The 12,878-nt window shown below is 68.7% G+C and carries 3 protein-coding genes; all 3 read right to left on the bottom strand.

What is annotated here, in order from left to right:
- Window positions 1-2: 2 nt before the first annotated feature.
- Complete coding sequence (gspE, locus tag AC06E9_RS09615) at window positions 3-1,730, bottom strand: type II secretion system ATPase GspE (RefSeq protein WP_478055969.1); 1,728 nt, start codon at window positions 1,728-1,730, stop codon at window positions 3-5.
- A 126-nt stretch (window positions 1,731-1,856) separates the two neighbouring features.
- The gene (locus AC06E9_RS09610) at window positions 1,857-3,710 is read right to left on the bottom strand and encodes a S8 family peptidase (RefSeq protein ID WP_478055968.1); all 1,854 of its coding nucleotides are present in this window, start codon (window positions 3,708-3,710) and stop codon (window positions 1,857-1,859) included.
- Between the two features lie 157 nt (window positions 3,711-3,867).
- On the bottom strand, window positions 3,868-12,477 hold the full coding sequence (locus tag AC06E9_RS09605) for an ESPR-type extended signal peptide-containing protein (protein WP_478055967.1): 8,610 nt from the start codon (window positions 12,475-12,477) through the stop codon (window positions 3,868-3,870).
- Window positions 12,478-12,878 lie beyond the last annotated feature (401 nt).

Here is a 12,878-nt window from a genome sequence, read left to right as displayed (position 1 = left end):
CATCAGGATTCCTCCGTCACGCGCAGGACTTCTTCCAGCGTGGTGTGGCCCTGCAGGGCTTTGGACAGGCCATCCTCATACATGGTGCGCATGCCGGCCGCGCGCGCGATCTGTTCGATCTCGCCCATCCCGGCGCGACGCATCACCGCGCTGCGCAGCGCATCGTTCATCACCAGGAACTCGACGATGGTGGTGCGGCCGAGATACCCGGTGGGCGCTATCGCCGAGGGCTGTGCGCGGTAGAGGAAAATCTCCCCCTCCGGCTGCAGCCGGCGCAGGCCGAACTTGTCGATCTCTTCCGGCGAGGCACGGTAGCGCTGCGCATGCTGCGGCTCCAGCCGGCGCACCAGGCGCTGGGCGAGGATGCCGTTGATGGTGGAGGTCAGCAGATAATCTTCCACGCCCATGTCCAGCAGGCGGGTGATGCCACCGGCGGCGTTGTTGGTGTGCAGCGTGGAGAGCACCAGGTGGCCGGTGAGCGCGGACTGGATCGCGATGCGCGCGGTTTCCAGATCGCGCATTTCGCCGATCATGATGATGTCCGGATCCTGGCGCACGATGCTGCGCAGCGCATTGGCGAAATCCAGCCCGATCTGCGGTTTGGCCTGGATCTGGTTGATGCCTTCGATCTGGTACTCGACCGGGTCTTCGACAGTGATGATCTTCACGTCGGCGGTGTTGAGCTGGCTCAGCGCGGTGTATAGCGTGGTGGTCTTGCCCGAGCCGGTGGGGCCGGTCACCAGCAGGATGCCGTGCGGCTGCTCGAGCACCTTGCGGAACTGCGGCAGGAACGCCTCGGTGAAACCCAGCCGATGGAAATCGAACACCACCGTGTCGCGGTCGAGCAGACGCATCACTACGCTTTCGCCATGCGCGGTGGGCACCGTGCTCACGCGCAGGTCCAGCTCCTTGCCCTGCACGCGCAGCATGATGCGGCCGTCCTGCGGCAGGCGGCGTTCGGCGATGTTGAGCCGCGCCATGATCTTGATGCGGCTGATCACCGCGGCGGTAAGATTGACCGGCGGGCTTTCCCCTTCGATCAGCACGCCATCCACGCGGTAACGCACTTTCAGGCGATTCTCGAACGGTTCGATATGGATATCCGAGGCGCGCAGTTCCACCGCCCGCTGGATGACGAGGTTGACCAGCCGGATCACCGGCGCTTCGGAGGCCAGATCGCGCAGGTGTTCGATGTCGTCGACCGCAGCGCCCTCCCCGTCGGCGGTCTCGATGATCGCGCCCATCGCGCTGCGGCCCTGGCCGAACCAGCGCTCGATCAGATCGTCGATCTCCGAGCGCAGGCCCACGTGCCGCCGCACCGGCAGGCCCATCGCCAACTGCACCGCATCGGCCGCATACGGGTCCTGTGGATCGGACAGCCACAGATCGAGCACGCCGTCCTGGAGTACCAGCGGACAGACATGGAATTGTTTGAGGAAACGCAGCGTCAGCGGCAAGCCATCGAGCAGCGTTTCGGGCGGCGCCTCCGGCACGGCCTTGGCATCGAGCAAAGGCAGGCCGAGCACCTCGGCACAGGTCTGTGCATGGTCGCGTTCGGAGACCAGCCCCAGCCGCACCAGCAGACCGAGCAGGCTGCCGCCGGACTCACGGTGCAGCGGACGCGCGCGGGCCAGGTCGCTGTCCTTGAGCCGACCTTTCTCCAGCAATACCCCGACGATGCGAGATTCTGCGGTGGCTTCTGCAGTGGGATCCTGGGCAACCGCGTTCAAGAACATTCTCCTGGCAACCGCTGCGACTTTAGCAGTTCACCGCGATCGTACGCGGGATTGCACGCGGTCCAGATGTAAAAACGGGAGCCCGTCACATGACGGACTCCCGTTGGGCTTTTACCTGTCTTACTGGTTGGCGAGGATGCTCACACCGCTGAACGCGGACTCACCGACCACCTTGATGTAATACGTGCCGGCCACCGGTGCAGTGAAGCGCACCGTTTCACTATTGCCCGGACGCGTGGACTTGGCATCGAACGCCGTCGCGGTCGGCTCCTTGCCTTGGCTCACATACACCGACACATTGCCGCTGCCACCGTAGGTGAGCAGGCTCAACACCTTGCCGGCCTGCGCCTCGAAGCTGTACAGCACTTCGCTGCCACCGGCGCCGCTCAGGCCGCCCACGGCCACTTTGTTGGTCAGCGGCGTGGCCACCGGGCCGCAGTTCTCGGTGCACTCTTCTTCCAGCGCCTTGTCCAGGGCGGCCTTGGCATCGACGATGCCGGTGCCGATCGGGGTGGCGGTGGGGATGGTGACCGGGAAGGCCCGTGCGGTCTGCTTGAGCAGGGCTTCCAGCGCTGCCGGGGTGAGTGGATCCTTGCCGGCCGCCGCGACCGCGCCCTGCACCAGCGCTGCCACCGCCGCGACATGCGGGGAGGCCATCGAGGTGCCGGCCATGCCCATGTAGCTGTAGGCGCCGGAGGTCGGCGTGGTCAGGCCGTTGTAACCGGACTGCCACACGTAGCCGCCCGGATTGCCGTCCACGCTGCCACCGCCGCCCGGGCCGGACAGGTCCACCACGGTGCCGAAGTTGGAGTAGTAGGCGATCCCACCGGTGATGCGGGTGGCGCCGACCGCCACCACGTTGGCGCAGCTGGCCGGCCGGAAATTGGACGCGTTGGAAGCCGAGTTGCCGGCGGCGACCACCACGGTGGTGCCGCGCGACACGGCACCATTGATCGCATCCTGGTACAGCGCATCACACGCGCCGCCGCCGCCCAGGCTCATGTTGATGACTTCGGCCGGATTGGCGTTGGCCGGGATGCCGGCCACCGTGCCACCGGAGGCCCAGGTGATCGCATCGGCGATGTCGGACAGGTAGCCACCGCACTTGCCCAGGACGCGGACCGGCAGCACGCGCGCCTTGTACGCAACGCCAGCCATGCCCACACCGTTGTTGGTGGACTCGGCGATCGTGCCTGCGACGTGGGTGCCGTGCCAGGAGCTGTCATCGGCCAGCGAGCCGGCATAGCACTCGTTGTCGTTCTCGACCCAATCGCCGTAATCCAGCGCACCCGGCACGCGCTCGTCGGTCGGACGGCGCGAGGTTTCCGCATCGCTGATGAAGTCGTAACCGGCCAGCAGATTGCCGGAGAAGTCCGGATGCTGCGGCAGGATGCCGGTATCGAGCACCGCCACCACCACGCCTTCGCCCTGGGCGATGTCCCACGCCGCCGGCGCATTGATGCCGCCGGTGGCGCTGTTCAGATGCCACTGGTACTGCGCGTAGTACGGATCGTTCGGCACGAGCTGCGGGGTCGCGTCGCGCGGGCGCACATCGGTGCGCTGCAGCTTCACGTCCACTTCGGCGTACTGCACCGAGGGATCGGCCTTGATCTCGGCCAGCACCTTCTGCAGTTCGGCCGGGCTCAAGCGGCCCTGCAGGCGGATCAGATCGGCCCCGACACCGAGCTTGCGCACGATCTGCGGGTTCACGGCACTGGCACGGCCGGCGGCGGAGCTACCGACACTGGCGCGGGCGACCGCCGACTGCACGGCCGTCAGCTTGGCCGAACGATCCGTGGCCGCAGCGGTGCCGGCGCGGTACTTGACGATGATGCGCTCTGCGCCCTGGGCGGCAGCCGGCTGGCGCACCGGCTCCTTGGCCGGCAGGCCCGCTGCATAGGCGCTGGCGCCTGCGGACAACGACAGCACGGCGGCTGCCAGCACATTGATGCGAAGGTTCTGCTTACTGGTCACGTTGACGTCCTCTTCAAGGTCATGGATCAAACGACTGTTCAGGCCAACACTCCATGCGAGCTCCCTGGCCGGCCCTGGCCAGGGTTCCCGTGACCCGCCCCCTCAGGCCTTGCATTGCGTTGCAGCGGGGCCGCGCACGGCCCCGCGTTGGAACGGCTTACCAGCCAAAGCCGGCGCCCACGCCGACCGAGCTGTCATCACTGCTGAAGGCACCGCCCAGGGTCACCGTGGCGCGATCACTGAGCGCGCGCTGGTAGCCCAGCGAGAGCGCCGATTCGCCGCCCTGGAAGCCGACGCCGACACCGACGCGGTTCTGGGTACGCACACCGGCGGCGCTGGTGGCCATGTTGAGCATCGCCGCGCTCATCGCCCCCTGGCGATCAATGCGACGGTCCTGGTGACGCAGGCGCTGATCGATCTCGCCCTTGTAGATGTCGAAGCTGTCGGCCATCGAGGTGAAGCGCTGGTCGGTGTAGCTGTTGGCGGTCGCGATGCCGCCGTCCAGCTGGCCCTTGTTGACCGCATCGGTGGCCTGGGTGCCGGCCGCCACGTTGGCGACCTGGCGCTCGTTGCCGACGCTGCCGACCGAGACCGTATCGGCCCGATCGGCGACCGAGCCCTGGCCCAGTGCCACCGAGTTGGCGGCCGAGGCGGTCGCGCCCTGGCCGATGGCCGTGGCCGAGGCCCCGCTGGCCACTGCACCGTCGCCCATCACCACCGCGTTGACGGCAGCCGGTGCGGCGGCTGGTGCGCTGAGCGGCTGGCTGCCGCCCACGCTGGCGGCGGTGGGCGTGCCCTGCACCGAGGCGATGGCGTCGTCGCTGGTGGCGCTCATGACGCTGGCGTCCGGTGCAACGCTGGCGGTTGCCAGCGCGGCGGTGCGTGCCCGTGCACCGCCACTGCTGCCACCGGCCACGCGCTGATCGAGGTCGCTGACCTTGCGGTCGAGCGCGCCCAGTGCATCGCCCACGTTGCTGTACGTCGCGCCCTGGATCACATAGTTCGGCGCAACGAATACGCCCTGCATGCCGACGCTGGCACCGCCACCGAGGAAGGTGGCGACATCGGTGAGCGATTGGAACAACTGCCCACCGTTGATGGCCTGGCGGCTGCCGGACGCGATCGAGCCGCTGCCGACGTTGTCCAGCGTGGTGCCCTGCAGACCCGACAGGGTCAGCGTGTCGCGACTGCTGTCGTCATAGGTCAGCGCATTGGCGGTGACGTTCTCGACCGAGCCGATGCGGGTGTCGATGTCGCCCACCTGGGTTTCCACCGCGCCGACCCGCTGGTTGGTGGTGTTGAGCTGGCCGCCGGTTACGGCATCCGTGCTGCCCGCGGCGATGCGACCGGCACCGACATTGACGATGCGGCGCGTGGCCGGGCCGTCCGTGCCGTTGCCGCCACCGACCGACACCACATTGGCTTCCACCGCGCGCGAACCGGCACCCAGCGCCACCGCGTTGGCACCGGAGACACCTGCCGCCGAACCGATCGCGATGCTGTTGGCCCCGTTGCTGGCGAACGCACCGTTGCCGATCGCCACACCGTTGGTCGCATTGGTCGATGCCTGGCGGCCCAGCACGGTGCTGTTGGCACCGCGTGCCGAGGCATCGGCACCGACCGCCGTGGCCCCGGTCGCCGAGGCGACGGCCGCGGTCCCCAGCGCACTGCTGCGTGTCGCACTGGCGGTGGCACCGGAGCCGGCGGCAAGTGCGTCACTGCCGCTGGCCGTGGCGACACCGCTGCCGCTGGCCTGGAAGTGCTTGCCCACCGCATCGGCAGTGGCAGCGACCGAATCGAGCTGCGACTTGGTCACCGCGTCACTGCCATTGACCGCGTCACCGACATTGGTGATGCGGCGCGTGGCCGGGGCGGTGGTGCCGTTGCCGCCGCCGACCGAGACCACATTGGCCTCGCTGGTGCGGGCACCGGCGCCGAGCGCAACGCTGCCTGCGCCACTGGCCGACGAACTGGTACCGACCGCCGTGGCGTTCAGGCCGCTGTAGGCGTAGCTGTCCTGGCCGATGGCCGTCGCGCCCTGCGAGGTTGCCCACGCCAACTGCCCTACCGCGGTGGTGCGTGCGGCGGTGGCCCAGGCGTTGGAACCGGCCGCGACGCTGTTGTCGCCACTGGCCTGAGATGCGTAGCCGATCGCATTGGCGTAGCTGCCCGACGCGGCACTGCCCCAGCCCAGTGCGGAGGCGTAATCACCACTGGCCTCGGCCCCGTAGCCCAGCGCCGTGGTGCGGACGCCACTGGCCGCGCTGAAGGTACCGACGGCGGTGCTGTAGTCACTGCCAGCCTCGGCGCTGTAGCCGAAGGCCGAGGACTGCAATCCTGCGGCAGTCGCGCCGGCGCCGGTGGCGGTGCTGAAGCTGCCCTCGGCCTGTGCGCCGGCGCCCAGTGCCGTCGCACCCACACCACTGGCGCTGGTGGCCTGGTCGAGCAGCACGTTGCCGTTCTCATCCTCGTAGTACAGCGCCCCGCCGATCGCGGTGGCCGAATCCGCCGTGGCCGAAGCGTTGAAGCCCGATGCCGAGGCATTGCGACCGGAGGCAAGCGAACCGCTGCCATAGGCCGAGGCCCCGGTGCCGAACGCGTTGGCGGCCTCACCCGCGGCGGTGGCATACGCACCGTCGACATAGCTGCCGACGTCGTCGCCGTTACCGCTGCCCGACGCCTGGAAGAAGCGGCTGGTGGTTTCGGCGACATCGGCGACTGCAGTGAGCTGATCGACATTGACCGCGTCGGTGCCTTCCGTACCCGCGGCGACGTTGGTGATCTGGCGTTGTGCGGTGGCCGTGCCGACGGAGACGGAATTGTCACGGTCGGCGACGGACCCGGCACCCAGTGCCACGCTGTTCACGCCTTCTGCGCTGGCGCTGGCGCCCAACGCGGTGGCACTGCCTGCATCGGCCCACGAGTTCCAGCCGATCGCGGTGGCGTAGTCATCGGTCGCCCAGGCGCCTGCACCGAAGGCCGATGCCCCCGTACCCGAGGCGCGCGACGGCAGCAAACCGAAGAAGGTCGTGCCACCGATCGCCACGCTCTCATCGCCGGTGGCTTCGGAGTACTCGCCGACCGCCACCGCACCCGAACCGGACGCAGTCGAGGCCGCACCGACCGCTACGGCGTAGGCATTGGAGGCCACCGCACCATAGCCCAGCGCCGACGAGAGCTGGCCGGTTGCTTCGCTGTAGCTGCCGAAGGCCGAGGCACCGGCTTCGGACGCGCTGGCGCGGAAGCCATTGGCGGTCGCCTGCTGGCCCTCTGCGGTGGCCTGGCTGCCGGTGGCCGTGGCGTAGGCGCCCGCGGCCTGCGCGCCTGCACCCGTGGCAGTGGCGCCGATATCGCTGGCGCTGGCGCCGTTACCGATGGCGACGCTGTCTTCGCCGGTGGCCTGCGCGTCGCTGCCCAGTGCTGCGGCACCTTCGGCGCTTGCCAACGCGTTGAAGCCGACCGCGGTGGCATTGTCGGCGATGGCGGTGGCGCCACTGCCGAGCGCGCTGGCGCCGTCGCCGATGGCGTTGGCGGCCTCACCGGCAGCCAGCGCGTTGTCGCCTTCCACATACGCACCGGCATCGCTGTCTGCGCTGCCGCTGGCCTGGAAGTACTTGCTGGTGGCCTCGGCGGTGGCCGCCACCTCCTTCAGCTGCGCGACGTTGACCGCATCGGTGTCGTCAGTACCGGCACCGACGTTGGTGATCTGCCGGTCGATGGCCTGATGCACCACGCCCGCCGCATCGGTCCAGGCCTGTGCGGCGCCCACCGACACCGCATTGGCACGATCGGCCAGCGAACCGGCGCCGAGCGCGACGCTGTTGTCGGCGTCCTTGGTGGTCCAGGTGTTGCTGCCGACCACGGTGGAATTCACCGCCTGCGCGTAGCTGTTGTAGCCCACCACGGTGGCACCATCTTCGGTCGCCCAGGCTTCACTGCCGATGGCAGTGGTCTGGATGCCCTGGGTCGCGCTGCCGGCATCCGCACCGGCCAGCGCATTGAAGCCCACGGCCACGCCATCCTCGGCGGTGGCGGCGTTGTTGCCCACGGCCACGCCGTACAACCCGGCGTTGGCCTGCACGCCAAAGGCGGCGCCAGCGGTATCCGCACGCGTGCCCTGACCCACGGCGGTGGCAACATCGGCGGCCTGCGTATTGCTGCCCAGTGCGGTACCGAAGAAGCCCGCGTTGGCGTTGGCACCGAACGCACTGGCCTGCCAGCCGTCCGCCGTGGCGAAGTTGCCGATCGCGGTGGACTCGCGCCCCAGCGCCCAGGCGCCATACCCCACCGCCGTGGCGGCCAGACCGCTGGCCTCGGCGCCAGCACCGACCGCGACGGCACCAAAGCCCTGCGACAGCGAGCCGCCGCCGATGGCGACCGACGCCGCACCGGACGCCGCACTCAGATCGCCGATCGCCACCGCGCCAGCGGCGCTGCTGTTGGCATTGCTGCCGATCGCCACGGCGTGGTCTGCGGTGACCGTGGCATTGAAGCCCAGTGCCGTGGCTTCGTTGGCGATCACGGTGCTGCCACTGCCAAGCGCGGTGGCACCGTTGCCGATGGCGTTGGCGGCCTCACCGGCGGCCAGCGCGTTGTCACCTTCCACATAGGCACCGGCATCGCTGTCGGCGCTGCCACTGGCCTGGAAATACTTGCTGGTCGTCGCGGCCGCATCGGCTACTGCATTCAACTGATTCACGTTCACCGCATCGGTGCCGTCCGTACCGGCAGCGACGTTGGTGATCTGGCGCTGCGCATCGGCACTGCCCACCGAGACGCTGTCGTCGCGGTCAGCGATCGAGTCGGCACCCAGCGCCACGCTGTTGGCGCCACTGGAAGTCGCTGCGTTGCCGAGTGCGGTGCTGTTCACGCCCGACGACCACGCCCCACCACCGACGGCCGTGGAGTAATTGCCTGAGGCTTCGGTGGGCAGCAAGCCGAACAGCGCGCCACCGACGGCCACGCTGTTGGTGCCGCTGGCCAGGCTGCCCTGGCCGGTCGCGGTGCTGTACGCGCCGGAGGCTTCGGCATCGCCGCCGAGCGCGACGCTGTTGGAGCCGGTCGCCTGGGCGAAACTGCCGAGCGCGGTCGCGTTGAAGGCGGAGGCCACCGCGTAACCGCCGATCGCGGTGGTGTAATTGGCGGTCGCTTCGGAAGCGAACCCGTACCCCGCGGAGAGAGTGCCGCTGACCACGCTTTCCGCGCCGACGGCCGTCGCACCCTCACCGCTGGCGCTGCTGAAGTAGCCCAGGGCCACCGACTCCTCACCGGCCGCGTCGGACAGTGCACCACCGGCCAGGCTGCCGGCGCCGGAGGCGACGCTGGCCGCACCCGTCGCGGTGCTCTGCTCGCCGGAAGCCAGACTCTCTGCACCAGTCGCCGTCGCGTACTCGGCGGTCGCCTGTGCGTTGGCGCCCGTTGCGCTTGCATTGGCAGCGCTGGCGACGGCGTTGAAGCCGACGGCACTGGCGTTGTAGGCCAAGGCGAAGGCGCCGCTGCCGATCGCCGATGCACCGGTGCCGGCTGCGAAGCTGCTCGAACCGACCGCGGTGGCGTAGTCGCCATCGGTCGCCGCGTTTGCACCGGCGGCCACACTCTCCTCGCCACCTGCGACGGCAACACCGTCACCGCTGGCCTGGAACCGGTCCGTCGCGGCGGTCAGCTGATCCAGATTGACGGCATCGCTGCCCTCGGTACCGGCGGCAACCTGGGTGATCTGGCGCTGCCGGCCATCGTTGCCAACCGAGACGGTGTAGGCACGGTCGGCGACCGAACCCGCGCCGAGCGCCACGGTATTGGATGCGCTGGCATTGCTGCCCGCACCGATACCGATCGCGCTTTCCCCGCCGGCGACCACATTGGTGCCGATGGCGATGCTGTTGATGCTGTTGCCCAAGGCTTGGAAGCCGACGGCGACGCTGTTGTCGCCGTAGCCGAAGGCACCGCGGCCAAGCGCGGTGGAACTGCTGCCGCGTGCCCAGCTGTTGTAGCCGATCGAGGTGGACCCGGTACCGCTGGCCCACGCCGACTGACCCACTGCCGTGGCGTTGGCTTCGGTGGCCCACGCACTGGAACCGAAGGCGGTGGCGCCATCGGCAGTGGCCCACGCGTACGCGCCGGTTGCCGTGGTTTCTTCACCGCTGGCGAAGGCGTTGTCGCCCTGCGCCACACTGTAATCGCCGGTGGCGCGTGCCTTGTAGCCACTGGCCAGGCTGTTGCTGCCAGTGGCCTGTGCGCCGCTGCCGAACGCATTGCTGGTGGTGCCGGTAGCCTGTGCACCGGCACCGACCGCCACGCTGTCCGGCGCCGCGGTGGCACCGATCAGGATCGCATTGCCCTGGTCATCCACCAGCGGCTGGTTGTACTCGTCATACGCCTGGCCCAGGCCACCAATGGCCACGCTGCCGTTGCCGGTGGCGCTGCTGTTGCGGCCCAGCGCGACTGTGTCATCGCCGACCGCGGTCGCACCACCGCCGACCGCCGTTGCCCCGGCCCCCAGCGCATTGCTGGCTTCACCGGCCGCCAGCGCATCCTCGCCATCGGCGAAGGCACCGACCGCACCGCTGGCCGCACCGTTCGCCTTGAACTGCGCCGAGGTTGCCGAGGCCGAGGTCGCAACCGCATCAAGCTGCGCCTTGTTGACCGCATCCGTGGCTTCGGTACCGGCCGCGACGCTGGTGATCTGACGTTCGTTGCCGACGTCACCTACCGAGACCGTGTTGTCCCGGGTGGCGGTGGAGTTGGCGCCGAGGGCGACGCTGTTCGCGCCGCGCGCAGTGCTGTAGAAGCCCACCGCCGTGCTCAGTTCACCGCTGGCCCAGGTCTCTGCGCCGAGTGCGGTGGCGCCCTCGCCCGGAGCGTAGGCAAAGTAGCCCACGGCCGTCGCTTCGGTGCCCGAGGCTTCGCTCAACGTACCGTTGGCCACGGCGTAATCGCCGCTGGCGATCGCACCGGCCCCCACCGCGGTGGCGGCTTCGCCACTGGCCTGGGTCTGCACGAAGAAGCCCAGGCCCGGCAGCAGATCCGCCGGCCCCCCGATGGCGGTACTGCTGTTGCCGGTCGCCACGCTCTGCGTACCGACCGCCGTGGAATAGTCGCCGGTGGCATTGGCCACCGCGCCGAACGCCGAGGCCTGTGCACCGGCGGCGTAAGCGCCCACACCATACGAGGACGATGCGAAGCCTGCGGCTTCCGCACTCGCGCCGACTGCGGTGCCGCCCACGCCAGCGCTGGTTGCGCCGGTATCGACCGGCACCCCGCCATTGGTGATCAGCGGGTTGCCGTCGGCATCCACCGCCGCCCCACCCACGGCCACGCTGCCCGGGCCATTGGCCTGCGCGTTGGTGCCGAAGGCTGCACTGTTCTGACCGGTGGCGCTGGCGTTGTAGCCGACGGCCGTCGCGTTCTGCGCAGTGACCGTGGCGCCGCTGCCGAGCGCGGTCGCGCCGTCGGCCAGCGCGTTGGATGCTTCACCGATCGCGGTCGCGTTGTCGCCTGCCGCAAGCGCACCGGCATCGCTGTCGCTGCTGCCGGTGGCCTGGAAGTACTTGTTCGTGTTGGCGGCGACCGCACCGACCTCATCGAGCTGTGCCTTGTTCACCGCATCGCTGTCTTCGGTGCCATCGGCAAGGTTGGTGATCTGGCGACGCAGGCCATTTTCCGCATTGCCGACCGACACCGTGTCGACCCGATCGGCGTACGAGCCGGCACCGAGTGCCACGCTACCCACCGCAACCGCCGCCGAATTCGCGCCGAGCGTCGCGCTGAAATCCGCGACCGCGACGCTGAACGCACCCACCGCCACCGAGGCTTCGCCTGCGCTGGCCGCACCGCGGCCGAGCGAGGTGCTGCCCGGCCCGATGGCCAGTGCACCGCCACCGATCGCGGTCGCACCGTCGGCGCTGGCTTCGGCCAGACCACCGATCGCCGTTGCTGCGCCGTTCTCGCTGGCGGCCACCGCCGATGCACCTAGGGCGACATCACCCAGACCAAACGCTGCGGCGCTCTGGCCGAGCGCGATGCTGGCATCACCGAAAGCCATGCTGCCCTGCCCGAACGAACTCGCCCCGAGGCCGACGGCCAAGGCCTCGCCGCCCACTGCGGTGGTCGCATTGCCGATGGCCTGGCTGCCGCGGCCCAGTGCCGTTGCGCCGTCGCCATCGGCGTTGGCACTGGCCCCAGCGGCCAGTGCACCCTCGCCATCGATCTTCGCCGCGTCGCTGTCGTTGCCGTCACCATCGGCCTTGAAATAGCGGGTCGCGCCTTCGGCAGCGACCGCAACCTTGTCCAGCTGCGCCTTGTTCACCGCATCCGTTGCCGTGGTCCCTGCGGCCACGTTGGTGACCTGCCGTTCCTTGCCTGCGTCACCCACCGAAACCGTGTTGGCACGGTTGGTCTTCGAGCCGGCGCCGAGCGCCACGCTGTTCGCCCCGGAGGCGGTGCTGTTGCTGCCGATCGCGACCGCATTCGTGCCCGATGCCGTGGCGTTGCCATCGACCACGCAGCTGTCGACGATGCCGCTGTTGAGCACCAGGCAGTTCGCATTCCCACCCACTTCCACCGACTGCGCGTGCGCTGTCAGCGTGGCGCCTGCCGTGCCCAATCCGAGCGTCAACGCGATGGCGGCCGAGAGCAGTGCGGTGTTGCGTCCGCCAGAGGTTCGGCGTTGATCGATGACGACACCCGAGGACTGGCTGCTGGCCAATTCCGAGGCGACGACCATCTGCCCCAGTGCTTTGTTCCAGACCTTGCGATAAATCCGATTCATCGATGCGGCTCCTGATTAGGCTGGTTTTAGGCAAAGCGACGCCAACGCCGGACCGCGTGGTCCAACGTCCCCTGGGGGCGTTTTTCGCTTGATTTACTGCGTTGTGCGCAATGGCTGGCAGATACCTACAGCGTGCTCGCCATCCATGCGGTTACTGTGGAACTGAACGCTGTCGAAATGAGGATGCAGTGTTAACGTACAGTTTCAATAACGTCAAGACTTTGACGTTGATTTTCATATGACCGTGTCGCGCGTCACAAAAACGCCGCGTTATTGCGCATTTTTGTTAGCTGCATGTGAGCAAACGATATAACGGATTTTCACGTTGTAACGCCGTGTAACTCATTGCTCCCGATCAGTTTGTGCCCCACACAAAAGAAAACCGCCGGACAGGCCGGCGG

The sequence above is a fragment of the Stenotrophomonas sp. Steno-Z10-BAI genome, from assembly GCF_056393115.1.
The sequence above is the reverse complement of the archived record's forward strand: the minus strand, read 5'-3'. Positions and strand labels throughout refer to the sequence as shown.

Coding starts and splice junctions, on each gene's coding strand:
- AC06E9_RS09605 (WP_478055967.1), bottom strand. CDS start 12,477: ATGAATCGGATTTATCGCAAGGTCTGGAACAAAGCACTGGGGCAGATG.